Genomic DNA, 18,414 nt, shown 5'->3' with positions numbered 1-18,414 from the left:
CCCTCGGTCCGACCAAGCTGTCTATTAGTCCTACTGTCGTAGGACAACAGGAAGGATCATCACGAGTGATCGAGTTCGTGCTCGACAGCCGGTCGAAGGTGAACACCTACATGCAGCTCGTGCAGCAGGTGAAGCAGGCGCTGCGGGTCGGTCTGCTCGCACCCGGCGATCAGCTGCCGAAGGTTCGGGACGTCGCCCAGTCACTGGCGATCAACCCGAACACGGTGTTGAAGGCGTACCGGGAGTTGGAGATCGAGGGCCTGGTCGGCGGCCGACCCGGGGTGGGCACGTTCGTCCAGCGCACCCTGGCCGGCGCGTCCCTGCCCAACCAGGCCGAGCTGCGTGACGACCTCGTGGCGTGGTTGCAGCGGGCGCGGGCCGCCGGCCTCACGGCCGAGGACGTCGTCGCCCTGGTGGAGACCACGCTGCGCGCCACCCTCACCGACGACGCCCCACAGAAGGAACCCGCGTGAGCAGTACGAGAGGACAGAGGATGGAGATGGTCTTGGAGGCCGACCGGCTGGGCAAGCGGTACGGCAGAACGTGGGCGCTACGGGACTGTTCGCTGCACCTTCCGGCCGGCCGGATCGCCGCGCTGGTCGGGCCCAACGGCGCGGGCAAGAGCACGTTGCTGCACCTGGCCGTCGGGCTGCTCAAGCCCGACGAGGGCGCGGTGCGGGTGTTCGGCAGGTCGCCGTACGGCGACACGGACGGGCTGGCCGACATCGGGTTCGTCGCCCAGGACACCCCGCTGTACCGGGACTTCACCGCTGCCGAGCTGGTCGTCGCCGGCGGCAAGCTCAACCGGCGATGGGACGCGGCGCTGGCCCGGACCCGGTTGGCGCAGCTCGGGATACCGCCCGACAAGCCGGTCGGCAAACTCTCCGGCGGGCAACGGGCCCAGGTGGCGCTCGCCCTCGCGCTGGCCAAACAACCCCGGCTGCTGCTGCTCGACGAGCCGGTGGCCAGCCTCGATCCGCTGGCCCGTCGGGAGTTCCTCCAGTCGCTGATGGGCAGCGTGGCGGACTCCGGGACCACCGTCCTGCTCTCCTCGCACCTGCTGGCCGACCTGGAGCGCGTCTGCGACTACCTGATCGTGCTCAACGCGGCCCAGGTGCAGCTCACCGGCTCGGTCGACGACCTGGTTGCCGGGCACCGGCAGCTCGTCGGTCCGCGGCACGACGGCGGTCCGATCGGGGGCGTCGCGCACGTGGTCCGGGCCAGCCACACCGACCGGCAGTCCACGCTGCTGGTACGCACCGACGGTCCCGTCACCGATCCCGCCTGGACGATCCGCGACGTCAGCCTGGAGGACGTCGTCCTGGCCTACCTGGCCGACGGCGTCGCGCAGACCAGTCACAGCGAGTGGGGGGTGGCGGCATGATCTGGCTGACCTGGCGGCAACACCGCAAGCTGGCGTTCTACACCCTGCTGGGATTCCTGGTGCTCGCCGCGGTGCTGGTGCCGATCGGCCTGTCGATGCGGCACACCTTCGCCGACCTCGGACTCGCGCAGTGTCTACGCCCGTCCACCCTCAGCGAGACTGCCGCACAGACCTGTGAGGTGGGCCTGCGCCGCTTCAGCGACCGGTACGACAGTTTGAACCTGGTGGCGGTGCTGCTGATCACCCTGCCGGTGCTGGTCGGCCTGTTCTGGGGCGCACCGCTGGTGGCTCGCGAGGTGGAGCAGGGCACGCACCGGTTCGTCTGGACCCAGGGCGTCGGCCGCACCCGCTGGGCGCTGGTGAAGTTCGGGCTGGTCGGCGGCGCCGTCGTGCTCCTCGCGGTCGGCTACGGACTGGGCATGTCGTGGTGGGTCGAACCGCTCACCAAGGCAGCGCACGAGGGTCGACTCGGCGTGATCGTCTTCGACCTTCAGGGCATCGTGCCGATCGGGTACACCCTGTTCGCCGTGGCGCTCGGCATCTTCGCCGGCACCGTCTTCAAGCGGATGCTGCCCGCCATGGGCATCACCCTGGCCGGGTACATCGGTGTACGGGCTGCGGTGGAGATCCTGGCCCGACCGCATTATCAGCCGGCCAAAACCCAGACCTTCCCGATCGAGGGGGGCGGGATTCCGGAGGGCGACCGGGGCAACTGGGTTCTCGCCGTGGGAATCCGCGACGCCGACGGGACGATGGTCGCGGAGAACACCCGCATCCAGTGCCCGCCGGGCGGCAAGGGCCCGGACGGTCGAGCCTGCGGCGCCGACCTGGGCCTCGGGCCGGGTGCGTACAACTGGGAGATGTACCAGCCGGCCGACCGCTTCTGGCTGTTCCAGAGCATCGAGACGGGCATCTTCGTGGCCCTCGCCGTACTCCTGCTCTACCTCGCCGTGCGTCGGGTCCGCCGGATCGCGTAACCGAGCGGGTGATCGCCGGAGCCACGGGGGCCCCGGCGATCACCCGCCTGCGCGGGCGCGTGACGGTCGGCGAAAGCGGCCGGCCGATTCGATGGTTGCCGGCTCAGCAGTAACACCCCGGCGTGTCGAGCCGCTCAGCAGCCACCGATCGCCGACGACGCCAGCCTCGGCCGGGAGCGCCGACTCGACTAGCGTCGTCGGCATGACGATCTCGTTGGACGGTCGGCGATTCGCCGCCGTGGCGGATGTGGTGGCCGGCGAGGTCGGCACCGAGACGGTCTTCGCGTACCGGGAGCGGGCCGGTGAGATCTGGGCCGAGTACGCCGGCGGGTCGATCCGGCGCGGCTACCTCGTCGGCACCCGTGCGGGCGACCGGTTGGACTTCCGCTACGTCCAGCTCAACGCCGAGGGGCAGACGTCCACCGGCCGTTGCGCGACCGAGGTGCGGGTACTGACGGACGGTCGCCTGGAGCTGCACGAGTCCTGGGTGTGGGAGTCCCGGACGGGCAACGGCACCAGCGTGGTGCGGGAGATTCCCTAGACCGACTCGGCGGGATTCGACGGACCGGCGACGCCCACGTTGAGCGGGTCGGCCAGCAGCTTGTCGAAGGCCAACTCGGCCGCCCCGATCAGGACGGCGTCACGGCCGAGCGCCGCCGCGCGCAGCCGCAGGTGTTCACGGGAGGCCGGCAGCGGCATGGCGTCCAGCCTCCGCCGCACGGTGTCCGCGCCGGCGATGTAGATGTCGCGCAGCGAGCCACCGAACACCACGGCGTCGGGATTGACCACGTTGACCAGGTTGGCGACGCCGAAGCCGAGCCAGTCGGCGACCTGCTCGACGGCAGCGAGGGCGGTCGGGTCGCCGTCCGCCGCCGCGCGCAGCACGTCGGCCACCGCGGCGCGGTCGTCGGGGTCGCGGCCGGCGTGCCGCAGCAGCGCGGCCTCGGAGATCTCGGTCTCCCAGCAACCACGGGAGCCGCAGCCGCAGGGCAGGCCGTTCGGGTTGACCACCATGTGGCCGACCTTGCCGCTGTGGCCCCGGTGGCCGATCATCAGTCGGCCGCCGACCACGATGCCGGCGCTGATGCCGAGGTCGCCGTGCAGGTAGATGAGGTCGTCGATGCCGGGGGCCACGCCCCGGATGTGCTCGGCCAGGCCCGCGATGTCGGCCAGATCCCCGGCCACGAATCCTGGGCAGTCGGTCAGCTCGGCCTCGAGTGCGGCGCTCAGGCCCTCCTCGACGCCGACGATCCGCAGGCCGCCGTCGGCGTCCCGGGTGGTGTCGGTGACGGCGACCGCGCCGCCGACCAGCAGCGCGCCGGCGGCCGTGGTGCGCTCCATTCCGCGCACGAGGTCGGCCAGCGGGCGGACCGCGTCGACGGCCGACATGCCGCCGGGACGGGGAACTTCCCGCAGGTCGAGGATGCGACCGCCGAGGCCGATGCGCGCCGCCCGCAGCCGGTCCGCGTCGATGCTGAGCGCGTGCGCGTAGACCCGGTCGGAACGGGGGCTGACCACGAGGGATGGACGGCCCGCGCGGCGACTCGTGGTCGGTGCCTCTTCGGTGACGAGACCGCTGGCGGTCAGGTCGGCGGCGAGGGCGCCGATGGTGCTGCGGTTGAGGCCGAGGCGGCTGGTCAGCTCGGCCCGCGACGTCGGCCCGTGCAGGTGCACGTACCGCAGCACGGCGCCGAGGTTCTGCCGCCGGATCTCCTCCTGGCTCGCACCGGGGACCGGAGGCAGTGGGGTGTCGAGGTTACGGCCGGCGCCGACTGGCCTGGACCGCACCGGTGTTGCCACGGTCAGACCTCCTTCTTCGAGCGGTGCCGGGTGAACGATGAGGCACGGACGACGATGGGTCCCGGAAGAGGAGACCCGGGACCCATCGGCGGTGCTGCCTACCGTGCGGTGATTACTTGGTGAGCGGCGCGAGCTTCGGGTCGTTCGCGTACGCCTCGGCCGCGTTCGCCTTGGTGACGGCGACCGGCGGGAGCAGGAACGTGTCCACGACCTTGCTGCCGTTGTTGTAGGACTTGGTGTCGTTCACCTGCGGGGCGCTGCCGGCCTGGAGAGCCTTGACCATGTTGATGGTCTCCTTCACCAGGTTGCGGGTGTCCTTGTTGATCGTCATGTACTGCTCGCCCTTGACGATCGACTTGACCGACTCGACCTCGGAGTCCTGGCCGGTGACGATCGGGGTCGGCTTGCCAGCACCCTTGACCGAGGTCAGGATGGCGCGGGCCAGGGTGTCGTTCGGGGAGAGGACGCCGTCCAGCTCCTTGCTGCCGTAGGTCGAGGTCAGCAGCTGGTCCATGCGGGCCTGCGCACCCTCGGCCTTCCAGCCCTGGATGGCGGTCTGCTTGACGTCCTTCTGACCCGAGGCCACGACGACGTTGCCCTTGTCGATCTCCGGCTTGAGCACGCTCATCGCGCCGTCGAAGAAGACACCGGCGTTGTTGTCGTCCGGCGAGCCGGAGAACAGCTCGATGTTGTACGGGCCGTTCGGCTTCTTGGCCTTCATGCCGTCCAGCAGGGCCTGGCCCTGGAGCTGGCCGACCTTGAAGTTGTCGAACGCGACGTAGTAGTCGAGGTCAGCCGTGTTCTTGATCAGGCGGTCGTACGCGATGACCTTGGCACCGGCGGCGTGAGCGGCCGCGACCTGGGTCGCCAGCTGCGCGGCGTCGGTCGCGCCGATGACGATGACCTTGGCGCCCTTGGTGGTCATGGCGGTGATCTGGGCCTGCTGGTCGGCAACCGTGGTCGACGCGCCGGCGTACTGCACGTCAGCCTGGAAACCGGCCTCCTTGAGACCGTTGCTGAACAGGTCACCGGCGAGGACCCAGTTCTCCGAGGTCTTGGCCGGCAGGGCCACGCCGATCAGCGAGTTCGCCGCGAAGCCCTTGGCGTCGCCGCCCTTGGAGCCCGAGTCGTCGCCGTCACGGCCGGAGCCGCAGCCGGCCAGGGCCAACATGGCGGCGGCGCTGATGGCCACCACCGACGTGCCGAAGAATTTACGCATGGTGAGGACTTGCCTTTCTGGATGTGAGACGGGTGGAGAGGTTGGTGGCCGTCAGCCGGACACCGCTGCCTTGGCGGGCTCGCGCTCCGCGTCCGGCGGTGAGGCGGGTGGGGTGGAGTCCTCGCGGCGGAACGGCCGCATCAGGCTTCCGATGATGGAGAAGCGCCCCTGGCTCTTGTTGTAGACGTCGATCGCGACGGCCAGCAGCAGGACCAGGCCCTTGATGATCTGGACCTTGTCGGTGCCCACGCCCTCGAGCTGGAGGCCGTTGTTGAGCACGGCCATGACCAGACCACCGACGATCGAGCCGCTGATGGTGCCGATGCCGCCGGCGACGGCCGCGCCACCGATGAAGACCGCGGCGATGGCGTCCAGCTCCCAGCCGTTGCCGTCCTGCGGGCCGGAGGCCTGCGAACGGGCCACGAAGATCATGCCGGCCAGCGCGGCCAGGACGGACATGTTCATCATGACGAGGAAGTTGACCCGCTTGAGCTTCACGCCGGACAGCTCGGCCGCCCGGGAGTTGCCGCCCACCGCGTAGATGTGCCGGCCACCGGCCGTGTTGCGGGTGTAGAAGGAGTACGCGATGACCAGCGCCACCAGGATGATGCCCGAGATCGGGAAGCTGGTGCCGACGCGACCGCTGGCGAAGCGCAGCGCCGCGAAGGCGATCACGCCGACCATGACGGCCATCCGCAGGATCGAGATCCACAGGGGCGCCGGGTCGGCGTCCATCGCCCGCCGGGTGTTGCGGGCCCGGATCTCGCGCCACACCACCGCCAGCGCGGCGGCCAGACCGAGCAGCAGCGTCGCGTTGTTGTAGCCGGTGTCCGGACCGAACTCGGGCAGGAAGCCGGAGCCGATCTCCCGGAAGCCCTCCGGCACCGGGATGCTCTGCGCGTTGCCGATGAACTGGTTGCCGCCGCGGAAGAGCAGCATGCCGGCCAGGGTGACGATGAACGCCGGCACCCCGATGTAGGCGACCCAGAAGCCCTGCCAGGCGCCGATCACCGCGCCGATGGCGAGGCCGAACGCGATGGCAGCGGGCCAGGGCAGATTCCACTCGGTCATCGACTTGGCGACCAGGATGCCGGTGAACGCCGCTACCGAGCCGACCGAGAGGTCGATGTGCCCGGCGACGATCACCATGAGCATGCCGATGGCCAGGATCAGGATGTACGAGTTCTGCTGGAACAGCGCGATCAGGTTGTCCGACCGCAGCGTCAGCCCATCAGTCCAGATCTGGAAGATCAGGACGATCGCCACCAGAGTGAAGATCATCCCAAACTGGCGGGCGTTGGAGGTCGTGCCTCCAAACAGGTTCTTCTGAAGGTCCTTGATACGGCTCATCGGGTGGCCAACTTCTTCGTCGAGGTCATCTGCTTCATGAGGGTCTCCGGGTCCGCGTCCGCCCGAGCGATCTCGCCCGTGATGGCGCCTTCGAACACGGTGTAGATGCGGTCGCAGAGCCCGATCAGCTCAGGCAGCTCCGAGGAGATGACGACAACGCCCTTCCCCTGGTCGGCGAGCCGCTGGATGATGCCGTAGATCTCGTACTTGGCGCCCACGTCGATGCCACGGGTCGGCTCGTCGAGGATCAGCAGGTCCGGGTCGCTGAACATCCACTTGGCCAGGACGACCTTCTGCTGGTTGCCGCCGGAGAGCTTGGAGACGCCCTCGTCGACCGTCGGGGCCTTGGTCCGCAACTCCTTGCGGTAGGCCTCGGCCGCCTGGTACTCCTCGACCTCGTCCAGCACGCCGTGGTGCGAGATCTTGGACAGCTTGGCGGCCACCGTCGACGTCTTGATGTCGTCGAGCAGGTTGAGGCCGAGCGCCTTGCGGTCCTCGCTGACGTACGCGAGCCCGTGGTCGATGGCGTCGGCCACCGACTTCAGGACGATCTCCTTGCCGTCCTTGATGATCGTTCCCGACTCGTACACCCCGTAGGAGCGGCCGAAGACGCTCATCGCGAGTTCGGTGCGGCCCGCGCCCATGAGGCCGGCGAAGCCGACGATCTCGCCGCGGCGCACCACGAAGCTCTCGTTCTTGCAGACCTGCCGGTCGGCGGAGATCGGGTGCCGGACGTTCCAGTTGCGGACCTCGAAGAAGACCTCACCGATCTTCGGGGTGTGGTCCGGGAAACGGCTGCTCAGCTCGCGACCGACCATGCCCCGCACGATCCGGTCCTCGTCGACCCCGTCGGCCTTGACGTCGAGGGTCTCCACGGTCCGGCCGTCCCGCAGGATCGTGATCTGGTCGGCGATCGCCTCGATCTCGTTCAGCTTGTGCGAGATCATGATCGAGGTGATGCCGCGGGAGCGGAAGCCGCGCAGCAGGTCCAGCAGGTGCCGGGAGTCCGCCTCGTTCAGCGCGGCCGTCGGCTCATCCAGGATGAGCAGCTTCACGTCCTTGGCGAACGCCTTCGCGATCTCCACGAGCTGCTGCTTGCCGACGCCGATGTCCTTGACCAGGGTGTCCGGGTCTTCCTCCAGACCGACCCGGGCCATCAGGTCCAGCGCCATCCGGTTCGCGGCCTTCCAGTCGATCGCGCCCCGCCTGCGAGGTTCGTTGCCGAGGAAGATGTTCTCGGCGATCGACATCCCGGGGATGAGCGCGAGCTCCTGGTGGATGATCACAATTCCGGCGCTCTCGCTCGCCCGGATGTCGGAGAACTTGCTCTCCGAACCCTGGTAGACGATCTGGCCGTCGTAGCTGCCGTACGGGTAGACCCCGCTGAGCACCTTCATCAGCGTGGACTTGCCCGCACCGTTCTCGCCGCAGATGGCATGGATCTCGCCGGCGCGAACCACCAGGTTGACGTCGGAGAGGGCCTTGACTCCGGGGAACTCCTTGGTGATGGAGCGCATCTCAAGGAGGATCGGCACGTTGCTCATCGCTCGTACCACCTCGCCAACGTCATCGGTTGCCTCCGGAAGGTTGAACCTTCACTTGGTTTTGTTGTTGACGGCAACGTATTGCGGCGAGCAGGCCATCCGCAAGGCGAGGACGTGTTGAAAATGTAACAATCCGGCAATATAGACGAAGCAGAGTATTCGCCTGTCACAATCGCCTCATGAGTCGCCGATGGCACCATGGCCTGCTCCTGGCAACGTTGTCAAATGCTGAGCCGCGGACCGATCAGCTCCGATCATCATCACCAGGCCCGCCACCAGCCACGATGCACACAGGCCGGCGAAATATCGGCGCACCCTCGGCTGCGCCGCCATCGAACGATCATGATCTGGCCGCGACGCCCGGTGCCGCGTCAATGATGCCTCGACCATCCTCGACCGGCCTGTGACCCACGCCTCTGCCGGATGACGGCGTCGACGGCTGCCGTCGCGCCACTTCCACCGGGATGTCCGTCGAGTCCGGATCGGGGAGAGCCGCCCGATCAGCTCGGGCGCAGCACCGCCTTGATCACCCCGTCCTCCCGACGGTCGAAGCTGCGGTACAGCTCCGGCGCGTCGTCGAGGGTGCCGTGGTGGGTCACGATCGCGCCGGGCCGGGCGCGACCGGCGACGACCAGGTCCCGCAGCAGCACCGTGTAGCGGCGGTCGTGCGTGCGCCCGAAGCGCACGGCGACGCCCTTGGTGAACAGGGTGCCCCAGGGCGCGACGAGTTCCTCGTGCGCGCTCGCGCCGGGGCGCGGGTGCAGGTCCTTCTCCGGGTAGACCCCGGCGACGGCGATCGAGCCGGCGGGGTTGACCAGTCGAGCGGCGTCGGCGATCACCTGGTTCGGACGCTCCCGGTCGGGGTGCTCGCGGTCGCGCGCCTGAAAGCCGACCGCGTCGATGACCCGGTCGATCCCGCCCAGCTTCTCCTCGCCCAGCGGCAGGCCGGCCCGCGCGCGGTCGGCGCGGATCTGCTCGACCGGGTCGCCGAGGCGGAAGTCGACCGGAACCGCCCCCAGCTCACCTGCCTTGTCGAGACGGGCGTCCACCCCGTCGACGCAGTAGACGACCCGCGCGCCCCGCAGCAACGCCGAGTACGCGCCGAGCAGGCCGATGGTGCCGGCGCCGAACACGGCCACGGTGTCGCCGGTCTGCACCTCGGCCAGGGTCGCCGCAGCATGCCACCCGGTCACGAACGCGTCGGCGAGCAGCACGAAGTCGTCCTCGTACGCGTCGCCCGGCTCCCCCGGCACCGGTACGCAGTTCGCATCGGCCCACGGCACCCGCAGTAGGTCGGCCTGGGCACCCCGGTACGGGCCCATCCCGGCGTAGCCGTACGCGGCGCCCGGCCCCTCGGCCCGCGCTCGCAGACAGGCCGCCGAGAGTCCTCGGGAGCACATCACGCAGGTGCCGCAGAACAGGTGCGTGGGGATCACCACCCGGGTGCCCGGGCGTACGGTCTGCACCGCCGAGCCGACCTCCTGCACCACACCCAGCGGTTCGTGACCGAACACCAGCCCGGGTTCGGCGCCGGTGCGCCCGTCGTACATGTGCAGGTCGGTGCCGCACAGCGCGGTGGACGTGATCCGTACGAGCGCGTCGGTCGCCGCCTCCAACCCCGCGTCGGGCACCTCCCGCACCGCGACGTCCCGAACGTCCACGTAGACGACGGCTCTCATGCCCGACTCCCCTCCGGTGGGGTGCAGCGTCGGTCTTCCCCCGGTCGACCGGTTCATGCCACCGTGATCGCAAGACGGGGCAGCGCGCCGGGCGACGTAGCATCGGCGAGGCACGATGTCAGGCGCACACGTCACCGACCGGATCGGGCACCTTCGTCATGACGACCGAGCAGACCACCGCACCGCGCACCGGCCTGAGCATCATGGCCAGCGGCCTCGGCCAGACCGTCCGAGGTGGACGGTGGGTCCTCGACGACATCTCGCTGACCGTCACGCCGGGCGAGCTGGTGGCGATCATCGGCGTCAGCGGCGCCGGCAAGACCACCCTGCTGGAGACGCTGGCCGGGGTCCGCCGACCGGCGTCCGGCACCGTGTCGTACGACGACGGCGTCCCTGCCGGCATGGTCGGCTTCGTCCCGCAGGACGACATCATCCACCGCGAGCTGCCGCTGGCCCGCACCCTGCGGTACGCCGCCCGGCTGCGCCTGCCGTCCGGGACCAGCCCCGCCGATGTGTCGCGTCGAGTGGCCGAGGTGCTCGCCGAGCTGCGGCTCACCGAACGGGCCGACGTGCCGGTGGGCCGCCTCAGCGGCGGTGAACGCAAACGCGCCAGCATCGCCGTCGAGCTGTTGACCCGACCCGGCGTCTTCTTCCTCGACGAGCCCACCTCCGGGTTGGATCCCACGACCGCCGTGGACCTCCTACGCGCGCTGCGCACGCTCGCCGACGCCGGTGCCACGGTCGTGCTCACCACCCACCAGGTCACCGACGTGGACCACTGCGACCGGGTGGTCGTGCTGACCCGCGACGGCCGGTTGGCGTACGCCGGCACACCCGCCGCCGCCCGGGAGTTCTTCGGACTGCGATCCCTCGCGGAGGTGCACCTCCTGCTCGACGAGGAGTCCGACCAGACCGTGTGGCCCGAACGGTTCGCCGCGTACCGCGTCGGGGCACCGACCGCCGCCACGACCGCCCCGGACACCGGCCCGGCACCCGGGCGGCGACCGGTCGGCCGACTGCGCCAGTGGTGGGTGCTCGCCGCCCGCAACACGGAGATCGTCGCCCGGAACCGGTTGACGCTGGCGATCCTGCTCGGCTCGCCCCTGATGGTGCTGGGAATGTTCGCGCTGCTGTTCCGCCCCGGCGCGTTCGACCCGGCGAGTCCCAGCCCGACCGTCACCGTGATGATCCTGTTCTGGATCGCGTTCGGTGGCTTCTTCTTCGGGCTGACCTACGGACTCCTCCAGATCTGCACCGAGCTACCGATCCTGCGTCGGGAACGGTTGGCGGGTGTCCGGCTGCTGCCGTACCTGATGGCGAAGGTCGCGGTGCTCCTGCCGCTGCTCGCCCTGGTGGACCTGGCCCTGCTCGGGGTGCTGCGCGGCATGGACCGGCTGCCGCCGGTCGGCGGCGGTGATTTCGCGGCCCTGTACGCGACCCTGCTGCTCTCCTCGGCCGCCGCGCTCGCGCTCGGCCTGCTCTGCTCCGCGGCCGTGTCGGACGCGGCCCAGGCCACCCTCATGCTGCCGATGCTGTGCTTCCCGCAGGTGCTGTTCGTCGGGGCGATCCTGCCGGTGCCGGCCATGGCGGACGGCGGACGATGGCTCAGCTATGCGATGTCGAACCGCTGGGCGTTCGAGGGGTTGGGGCACACCGCCGGGGTGGAGCGGCTGTGGCGCGACGGCGGCTCACCGCTCGGACCGCCGCTGTTGCAGACGTACGGCGACAGCTTCTCCCGGCCGGTCTGGATCGACTGGCTGGTGCTCGGCGGCTTCGTCCTGCTCTCGCTCGTGGCGACCTGGGCGGTGCTGGTACGGCGGGAGGCCCGCCGTGCGTCCTGAGCACGCTCCCGGCCCAACCCCGACCGCGATGCCGGGGTACGCCGAGACCGCGCGCATCGACGAGCTACGCGCCACGGAGTACCAGCACCTGGACCGGCACGGCCAGGTCTACCTCGACTACGCCGGGGCGGGGGTGGCCGCACGTGCCCAGGTGCGGGCGCACCACGACCGACTACTGGCGGACCTGTACGGGAACCCCCACTCGGAGAGCCCCAGCAGCGTGGCGGCCGGCTCGCTGGTGGAGTCGGCTCGGCAGGCGGTGCTCGACTTCTTCCACGCCGACCCGGCCGAGTATGCGGTGGTCTTCACTCCGAACGCCAGCGGCGCGTGCCGCTTGGTCGGCGAGGCGTACGCCTTCGGCCGGGCCGCGCCCTTCGCGCTGACCTGGGACAACCACAACTCGGTCAACGGCATCCGTGAGTACGCCCGAGCGGCTGGCGCACCGGTCCGGTACGTGCCGCTGAGCGGGCCGGAGTTGCGGGTCGCCGAGTCCGATGTGGTCGCGGTGCTCGACGCCGGCAGGTGGGGTCGATCCGGTCGCCGGGGCCTGTTCGCCTACCCGGCGCAGAGCAACTTCTCCGGCGTGCAGCATCCCCTCGCGTGGGTCGAGCTGGCCCATCGGCACGGTTACGACGTGCTGCTGGACGCCGCCGCGTTCGCCGCGACGAACCGGTTGGACCTGCGCGCGGTCCGTCCCGACTTCGTCTGTCTGAGCTGGTACAAGCTCTTCGGCTATCCGACCGGTGTCGGCGCCCTGCTGGCGCGCCGGGAAGCGCTGGCCCGGCTGCGCCGTCCGTGGTTCTCCGGTGGCACGATCCGGGCGGTCAGTGTGCAGGGCGACTGGCACCGCTCGATGGACGACGAGTCGGCGTTCGAGGACGGCACGCTCAACTTCCTGAGCATCCCGGACGTGGAGTTCGGCCTGCGGTGGCTCGACTCGATCGGCGTGGACCTCGTGCACACCCGGGTCGGCCTGCTCACCGCCTGGTTGCTGGGCCGCCTGACAGCGGCGCGACATCGCACCGGCCAACCGCTGGCGCGGGTGTACGGGCCCGTCACCGGTGCGGGCCGGGGCGCGACGGTGACGTTCAACGTCCTGCGCCCGGACGGCACCCCTGTCGACGAGCGGCTCGTCGCCCGTGAGGCCGCCGCGGCCGGTTTCTCCCTGCGTACCGGCTGCTTCTGCAATCCGGGCGCCGGCGAGGGGGCGTTCGGCATCACCCGGCAGACGCTGCGGCGGCGTCTGCTGGCCCGGGTCGGCACGATCGACGAGTACCTCGACGCGCTGGCACTGCCGACCGGCGGCGCGGTCCGCGTCTCGTTCGGTCTGGCGTCCACGGCGGCCGACGCCGAACGTTTCGTCGCCTTCGTGGAGTCGTCCTACCTGGACCGGGACGACGTTCCCGGCCCCCCGCTGCCGCCCCGGCTACGGTGCTGACACGCCCACCGGTCAGCCGACCTGGACCACCGGCGCCGGGCGGTGCTTGATCTCCTCCATGAACGCGAACCGGGCGGTCAGCTCGGCGAGCGTCGCGCCCTCCCGCCAGGCCGAGGCCACCTGGGCGACCTGGACGAGGTCCATGCAGTCGCCGCGCGCCAGCACCTCGTCGGCGGACCGGAGATCGATCATGAAGTATCGCGCCTGCGAGCCCAGCCCGACGCACACCACACCCTGATCGGAGTGCAGCTCGGCGCAGGTGAACCGGCCGCGCCCCTGCTCGGGAGCGGTCACCCGGCCGATGTCGAGCAGGTGGCGGGCAGCGGTCTCGACGAGCGCGGGGGCCAGACCACCCCGCTCGACCAGGTCCGGGTAGAGGCGCACACCCAGCGCCGTCGACGCGTCGCTCATGACTGACTCCCACTTCCTTGTGACAGAGACCAGCAGTACGCAGGTTACGGGGAGGTTTCCTGCGGACCTCGTCATCCTGTCCCCCGTGGACGCTCCACGGCAATAGGAAGGGTCGATTCGACCGCTATCGAGGGATGTGATCAGGCGGTAACGGACCGTCGCGGCATTGGAAACACTCTTGACAGAAAGCCGCTATATCGACATGCTTCGCTTTGGAGAGCGCTCTCTGCGCCCCCTGCCGCGCCGCCCCCGTCGCGCCACCTCCACCATCCACCTCGCTGAGGAGCCTCCCGTGTTCACAGCCCATCCCACACGCCGCCTCCGTCCTCTCGTCCTCGCGGCGGTCGCCCTCGTCACCACCCTCGCCTCCCTCACCCTCCCGGGACAGTCCGACCGGGCCGAGGCCGCCATCGGCCCGCTCACCTGGCAGGACGAGTTCAACGCCCCGGCCGGCACGCCCGTCGATGCGAACAAGTGGCGCTTCGACATCGGCGGCGGCGGCTGGGGCAACAACGAGCGGCAGTACTACACCAACAGCACCAGCAACGCCGTACACGACGGCCAGGGCAACCTCGTCATCACGGCCCGCCGGGAAAACCCCGCCAACTACCAGTGCCACTACGGCCGCTGCGAGTACACCTCCGCCCGACTGCTGACCGCCGCGACCTTCACCCAGACGTACGGTCGCTTCGAGGCCCGTATCAAGATCCCGCGCGGCCAGGGCATCTGGCCGGCGTTCTGGATGCTCGGCACCGGCGGCGGGTGGCCCGACTCCGGCGAGATCGACGTCATGGAGAACATCGGCCGGGAGCCCAACACCGTCTACGGCACCGTCCACGGCCCCGGCTACTCCGGCAGCGGCGGCATCACCGGCAGCCGCAGCATCGGCGGTCCGCTCGCCGACGGGTTCCACGACTACCGGGTGGACTGGGAGCCGGGCGCGATCACCTGGTACCTCGACGGGGTGCAGTACCACCGCGTCGACCCGGCCCGCCTCGGCGGCAACCGGTGGGTGTTCGACCACCCGTTCTTCATGATCCTCAACGTGGCGGTCGGCGGGAACTGGCCCGGCTACCCGGACGGCTCCACGCAGTTCCCCCAGCAGATGCTCGTCGACTACGTCCGGGTATCGAGCTACACCTCCGACGGCGGCAACCCGACGCCTGGCACCACGCGCATCCGGGGCGCGCAGAGCGGGCGCTGCATCGACATCCCGAGCGCCAACCCGGTAGAGGGCGCCAAGCTCCAGATCTGGGACTGCAACACGACCGCGGCGCAGTCATGGACCTTCGCCTCCGACGGAACCGTCCGGGCGATGGGCAAGTGCATGGACCCGGCCTGGGCCGGCACGGCCAACGGCACCGAGATCAACCTGGTCAGCTGCAACGGCAACCCGGCCCAGCGCTTCACGCTCAACAGCGCGGGCGACCTGGTCAACCTCAGTGCCAACAAGTGCGTGGACGTGCGGGAGGCCAACCCCAACAACGGTGGCAAGCTGCACCTGTGGGACTGCCTCGGCGCGTCCAACCAGAAGTGGTCCCGCTTCTGACGAGACCGGCGTGATCGGGTGGGCCGTCCGTCGGACGGCCCACCCGCTCGTGCGGCATCCTGCCCGCGGGGGTGGACCTCGATTCGGTCGGGCAACCACACCGTGACCGCTATGTTCGGACTTGGTCCGAATTAGCCGTTACGGGAGTGAGCCCATGTCGCACCACCTTGACACCCCCCTCGCCGCCCAGGGCGGCCAGCTCTACATCGACGACCTGTACGTCTTCGACGGTGACCGCGCCACCGTGTTCGTCATGGACGTCAACAGCTCCGTGACCAGGGCCGACATCAAGCGCGGCTTCCACGCAGAGGCCCGCTACGAGTTCAAGGTCCACTTCAACGGCTCGGACATGGAGGAGTTGACCTACCGGTTCGCGTTCGGCGAGCCGGACGGAAACGCCACGCAGGCCCTCCAGCTGTACGAACTCACCGGTGCCGACGCCCGCGACGACGCCGCCATGGGGACTCCCATCGCCGAGGGCAGGACCGGCGAGGTGACGACCGGGCAGCGCGTCCGGGTCTGGGCGGGCCGGATCACCGACCCCTTCTACATCGACCTCGACGAACTCGCCACCATCAACGGCGCGGTCAAGAACGGCGCGACGGTGGACCGCTCGACGTGGCGGGCCGAGCAGGCCAAGAACAGCTTCGCCGGCACGACCGTCGAGTCGATCGTCCTGGAGGTCTCCCACGACGAACCGCTGCTGCGCGAGGGCACCGAGATCGGGGTCTGGTGTCGAACCCTGCTCGCCACCGACGCGGGCGGGTGGCGGCAGATCAACCGCGCCGGCCACCCCATGATGTGGCCCGTCTTCTGGCCGCACGACACCGACTTCTCGGACCCGGCGAACTTTCGGCACCCCAGCCAGGACCTGCCCGAGGACGGGGAGGAGATAGCCAAGGCGGTCGCCGGGGTCGTCGCGGCGAACGGCACCGCGCCGGACCCGCAGGCGTACGGCTGGAGCGTCGCCCGGGTGCTCTACCCCGACGTGCTGTCCTACACGGTGGGCACGGCCGCGAACTACGGCTTCGCGGTCCACAACGGCCGCACCATGGCCGACAACGCGCCCGAGGTGATGTTCTCCCTGGTCCTCAACACCGGCACCACCTCGGGCCTCACCCCCCATGTCACGAAGGCCGCCCGCGCCGAGGCGTTCCCGTACGTGGTGCCGGCCTGACCACTTCCCGGCCTGGCCGAACCCCGGCCGGGTGACAGTGGTTCCTTTTGACCGTTTCATACAGTTTTGCGCAGATAGTCTCTGACTCGCATCCGTTGGGCGATTCAGATAGGAGACTTGATGCGTAGGAAACTTCTCGCGGGCGTGGCCGGCATCGCCGCCACCCTCGCTCTCGCCGGACCGGCCGTCGCCGACACGACGGGCGACACGATCGTGACCCTCACCGTCGACGCCGCCGGTGGTCTCTCGATCACGGTACCGGCGACGGCGAACATCGGGCACGGTGTGGAGGGGTCGACCGTCACCGGTCAACTCGGCCCGGTCACCGTGCTGGACCAGCGCGGGTCGCTCACCCCGAACTGGACCGCCACCGTCGTCTCCACCGACTTCACCACCGGCGGCGGCACGTCCGGGGAGACGATCCCGAACATCAACGTCCTGTACTGGTCCGGTCCCGCCACGGCGACCGCCGGTAGCGGCACCTTCACGCCGGGACAGCCCACCGCGGCTCAGGCGGTGATCATCAACGTACCGCGCACGGCGATGACCCACACCGGTGGGACGGGCAACAACTTCGCCACCTGGAACCCCACGCTGTCGGTGAACATCCCGGTCGGCACCGTCCAGGGTGTCTACACGGGGACGGTGACACATTCGGTGTTCTAAGCCGCTCGGCCGGCTGGTGCTGCTGGCCTCCGTCGCCCTCGTGGCGCTCGGGGTCTCGGCGGCGCCAGCCGTCGCCGTGCGGGAACAGCGACAGGATCCCGCCGACGACGCCGCGATCAGCATCCGCATGCTGGACATCCCCGCGAGCCGGGTGCAGGACCCGCGTGCCCAGGTCTACATCGTGGACCACCTGAATCCGGGTACGACAATCCACCGCCGGGTCGAGGTGCAGAACACCTCGGACGAGACGCAGAAGATCGACTTCTACTCCGGGGCGGCCTCGGTGGAGAACAACGCCTTCGCCGTGCCCGAGGGGCGTACGGGCAACGAACTCAGCGGGTGGATCCGGTTGAAGACCGCCACGCTGGAACTGGATCCGGGCGAGCGCCAGCCGGTCGAGGTCGAGATCGCTGTGCCGAGGAAGGCGTCCAAGGGCGAGCGGTACGCCGCGATCTGGGCACAGGTCACCAGCTCGAAGGAACGCACCGGCAACGTCACGCAGATCCACCGGGTGGGCATCCGGGTCTATCTCGACGTCGGCCCGGGCGGTGAGCCACCGACGGACTTCCGCATCGACGGGCTGGCCGCCGAGCCCGGAACGGGTGAGTTTCCCGTGGTGACCGCTAAGATCACGAACACCGGCCAGCGCGCCCTGGACATGACCGGCACCGTGTCACTGCGCAAGGCGGCGGTGCAGGCCGGACCGTTCAAGGTGACCAACGGCGTGACGATCCTGCCCGGTCAGAGCGGCCAGGTCCGCGTCGAGGTCAACCAGTCGCTGCCCGCGGGCACCTGGGAGGTCCACGCGAAACTCGCCAGCGGCACCGTCGAGCGCACCGCGACCGGCACGATCGCCCTGCCCGTCGCCGCGCCGATGGCGGTCGCGCGGGCCACCGGGCCGGGTTGGCTGGTCTACGCGGTCGGCGTGGTCGCCATGCTTGTCGTGGTCACGCTCTGCGGCTGGTACCTCGTCCGTCGGCAACGGACCCGACTGGCCTGACCGGCCAGGGCTCGATACCGCCCGGCCGTTCCCGCAGGGGAACGGCCGGGCGATGTCGTTTCGGCACAGCTTCCAGACCAGCCACCAGCCACCGGCCGGCGGCCGGCGATGACCCTCGGTCACCTCCGCAGGGGCGACTGTGGTCGAGAGCGGTATACCTCAGAGTCACATTCATACCTCGGAGGTATACCGCTCATCAGCACATCGACATGCGGTCCGCCAACGCGGATGGCCAGACTTACTCGTCGAGGCCGTGTGTCAAAGCCCCTGGCCGGCCTGCGGAGGCCGAGAGGACCGGCCGTTTCGGCCGCTGGTGAACCGCCGCTCGCGGGCCCGTGGTCGGCCGGATCGGAGCCGCCCGCTCCATTGAGCGTGATGC

The 18,414-nt window shown here is 69.8% G+C and carries 16 protein-coding genes; 10 read left to right on the top strand and 6 right to left on the bottom strand.

Going from position 1 to position 18,414, the window contains the following annotated elements; genetic code table 11:
- Positions 1-65 precede the first annotated feature (65 nt).
- From ABZU91_RS29915 to ABZU91_RS29900, 4 genes are all read left to right on the top strand, one after another.
- Positions 66-473, top strand: coding sequence for a GntR family transcriptional regulator (locus ABZU91_RS29915; RefSeq protein WP_355050404.1), 408 nt, complete (start codon positions 66-68; stop codon positions 471-473).
- Positions 474-493: 20 nt separating this feature from the next.
- Positions 494-1,384, top strand: a complete 891-nt coding sequence (locus ABZU91_RS29910; protein WP_355247689.1) for an ABC transporter ATP-binding protein — start codon at positions 494-496, stop codon at positions 1,382-1,384.
- A complete protein-coding gene (locus tag ABZU91_RS29905; RefSeq protein ID WP_355247686.1) occupies positions 1,381-2,361 on the top strand; it encodes a transporter in 981 nt (326 codons plus the stop codon). The genes ABZU91_RS29910 and ABZU91_RS29905 overlap by 4 nt, the downstream gene beginning before the upstream one ends.
- Positions 2,362-2,563: 202 nt before the next feature.
- On the top strand, positions 2,564-2,902 hold the full coding sequence (locus ABZU91_RS29900) for a hypothetical protein (RefSeq protein ID WP_355247683.1): 339 nt from the start codon (positions 2,564-2,566) through the stop codon (positions 2,900-2,902).
- On the opposite strand, the gene ABZU91_RS29895 is transcribed toward ABZU91_RS29900, so the two are convergent.
- The 5 genes from ABZU91_RS29895 to ABZU91_RS29875 all read right to left on the bottom strand — a co-directional run bounded on the left by ABZU91_RS29895 (position 2,899) and on the right by ABZU91_RS29875 (position 9,953).
- Positions 2,899-4,104 carry an ROK family transcriptional regulator gene (locus ABZU91_RS29895; RefSeq protein ID WP_355247720.1) on the bottom strand — a complete coding sequence of 402 codons (1,206 nt, stop codon included), beginning with the start codon at positions 4,102-4,104 and terminating at the stop codon, positions 2,899-2,901. The two genes, ABZU91_RS29900 and ABZU91_RS29895, sit on opposite strands and share 4 nt — an antisense overlap.
- A 169-nt stretch (positions 4,105-4,273) precedes the next feature.
- The gene (locus ABZU91_RS29890) at positions 4,274-5,380 is read right to left on the bottom strand and encodes a sugar-binding protein (protein WP_355247680.1); all 1,107 of its coding nucleotides are present in this window, start codon (positions 5,378-5,380) and stop codon (positions 4,274-4,276) included.
- 51 nt (positions 5,381-5,431) lie between these two features.
- Positions 5,432-6,730, bottom strand: a complete 1,299-nt coding sequence (gene mmsB, locus ABZU91_RS29885; protein WP_355247677.1) for a multiple monosaccharide ABC transporter permease — start codon at positions 6,728-6,730, stop codon at positions 5,432-5,434.
- Complete coding sequence (gene mmsA, locus ABZU91_RS29880; RefSeq protein WP_355247675.1) at positions 6,727-8,274, bottom strand: multiple monosaccharide ABC transporter ATP-binding protein; 1,548 nt, start codon at positions 8,272-8,274, stop codon at positions 6,727-6,729. The genes mmsB and mmsA overlap by 4 nt, the downstream gene beginning before the upstream one ends.
- A gap of 500 nt (positions 8,275-8,774) precedes the next feature.
- The gene (locus tag ABZU91_RS29875) at positions 8,775-9,953 is read right to left on the bottom strand and encodes a glutathione-independent formaldehyde dehydrogenase (protein WP_355247672.1); all 1,179 of its coding nucleotides are present in this window, start codon (positions 9,951-9,953) and stop codon (positions 8,775-8,777) included.
- Between the two features lie 158 nt (positions 9,954-10,111).
- Here ABZU91_RS29875 and ABZU91_RS29870 point away from each other — a divergent pair, with 158 nt between their 5' ends.
- Both ABZU91_RS29870 and ABZU91_RS29865 read left to right on the top strand, forming a co-directional pair.
- Positions 10,112-11,794: an ATP-binding cassette domain-containing protein gene (locus tag ABZU91_RS29870; RefSeq protein ID WP_355247669.1), complete on the top strand. Its 1,683-nt coding sequence runs from the start codon at positions 10,112-10,114 to the stop codon at positions 11,792-11,794.
- Positions 11,784-13,232, top strand: a complete 1,449-nt coding sequence (locus ABZU91_RS29865; protein ID WP_355247666.1) for an aminotransferase class V-fold PLP-dependent enzyme — start codon at positions 11,784-11,786, stop codon at positions 13,230-13,232. The genes ABZU91_RS29870 and ABZU91_RS29865 overlap by 11 nt, the downstream gene beginning before the upstream one ends.
- 12 nt (positions 13,233-13,244) lie before the next feature.
- On the opposite strand, the gene ABZU91_RS29860 is transcribed toward ABZU91_RS29865, so the two are convergent.
- Positions 13,245-13,643 (bottom strand): hypothetical protein, encoded by a 399-nt coding sequence (locus ABZU91_RS29860; RefSeq protein WP_355247664.1) that lies wholly within the window; start codon positions 13,641-13,643, stop codon positions 13,245-13,247.
- Positions 13,644-13,935: 292 nt separating this feature from the next.
- On the opposite strand from ABZU91_RS29860, the gene ABZU91_RS29855 reads away from it, so the two are divergent.
- The 4 genes from ABZU91_RS29855 (at position 13,936) to ABZU91_RS29840 (ending at position 18,035) form a co-directional block, all read left to right on the top strand.
- Positions 13,936-15,192, top strand: a complete 1,257-nt coding sequence (locus ABZU91_RS29855) for a family 16 glycosylhydrolase (protein WP_355247661.1) — start codon at positions 13,936-13,938, stop codon at positions 15,190-15,192.
- A 154-nt stretch (positions 15,193-15,346) separates the two neighbouring features.
- Positions 15,347-16,369 (top strand): DUF4331 family protein, encoded by a 1,023-nt coding sequence (locus tag ABZU91_RS29850; RefSeq protein ID WP_355247658.1) that lies wholly within the window; start codon positions 15,347-15,349, stop codon positions 16,367-16,369.
- Between the two features lie 120 nt (positions 16,370-16,489).
- Positions 16,490-17,035, top strand: a complete 546-nt coding sequence (locus ABZU91_RS29845; protein ID WP_355247655.1) for a hypothetical protein — start codon at positions 16,490-16,492, stop codon at positions 17,033-17,035.
- A 16-nt stretch (positions 17,036-17,051) separates the two neighbouring features.
- Positions 17,052-18,035, top strand: a complete 984-nt coding sequence (locus tag ABZU91_RS29840) for a hypothetical protein (RefSeq protein ID WP_355247652.1) — start codon at positions 17,052-17,054, stop codon at positions 18,033-18,035.
- Positions 18,036-18,414: the final 379 nt, after the last annotated feature.

It is taken from the genome of Micromonospora sp. NPDC005174, from assembly GCF_040608495.1.
Classification (GTDB): Bacteria; Actinomycetota; Actinomycetes; order Mycobacteriales; family Micromonosporaceae; genus Micromonospora.
Note: the sequence above shows the minus strand (reverse complement) of the source record. Positions and strands in the feature narration are given on the sequence as shown.

Excerpts from the sequence above, each read along its gene's own strand:
- ABZU91_RS29910 (WP_355247689.1), top strand. The coding sequence starts at position 494 with ATGGAGATGGTCTTGGAGGCCGACCGGCTGGGCAAGCGGTACGGCAGA.
- ABZU91_RS29870 (WP_355247669.1), top strand. The coding sequence starts at position 10,112 with ATGACGACCGAGCAGACCACCGCACCGCGCACCGGCCTGAGCATCATG.
- mmsB (WP_355247677.1), bottom strand. The coding sequence starts at position 6,730 with ATGAGCCGTATCAAGGACCTTCAGAAGAACCTGTTTGGAGGCACGACC.
- ABZU91_RS29860 (WP_355247664.1), bottom strand. The coding sequence starts at position 13,643 with ATGAGCGACGCGTCGACGGCGCTGGGTGTGCGCCTCTACCCGGACCTG.
- ABZU91_RS29850 (WP_355247658.1), top strand. The coding sequence starts at position 15,347 with ATGTCGCACCACCTTGACACCCCCCTCGCCGCCCAGGGCGGCCAGCTC.
- ABZU91_RS29875 (WP_355247672.1), bottom strand. The coding sequence starts at position 9,953 with ATGAGAGCCGTCGTCTACGTGGACGTTCGGGACGTCGCGGTGCGGGAG.
- ABZU91_RS29905 (WP_355247686.1), top strand. The coding sequence starts at position 1,381 with ATGATCTGGCTGACCTGGCGGCAACACCGCAAGCTGGCGTTCTACACC.
- mmsA (WP_355247675.1), bottom strand. The coding sequence starts at position 8,274 with ATGAGCAACGTGCCGATCCTCCTTGAGATGCGCTCCATCACCAAGGAG.
- ABZU91_RS29890 (WP_355247680.1), bottom strand. The coding sequence starts at position 5,380 with ATGCGTAAATTCTTCGGCACGTCGGTGGTGGCCATCAGCGCCGCCGCC.
- ABZU91_RS29900 (WP_355247683.1), top strand. The coding sequence starts at position 2,564 with ATGACGATCTCGTTGGACGGTCGGCGATTCGCCGCCGTGGCGGATGTG.
- ABZU91_RS29845 (WP_355247655.1), top strand. The coding sequence starts at position 16,490 with ATGCGTAGGAAACTTCTCGCGGGCGTGGCCGGCATCGCCGCCACCCTC.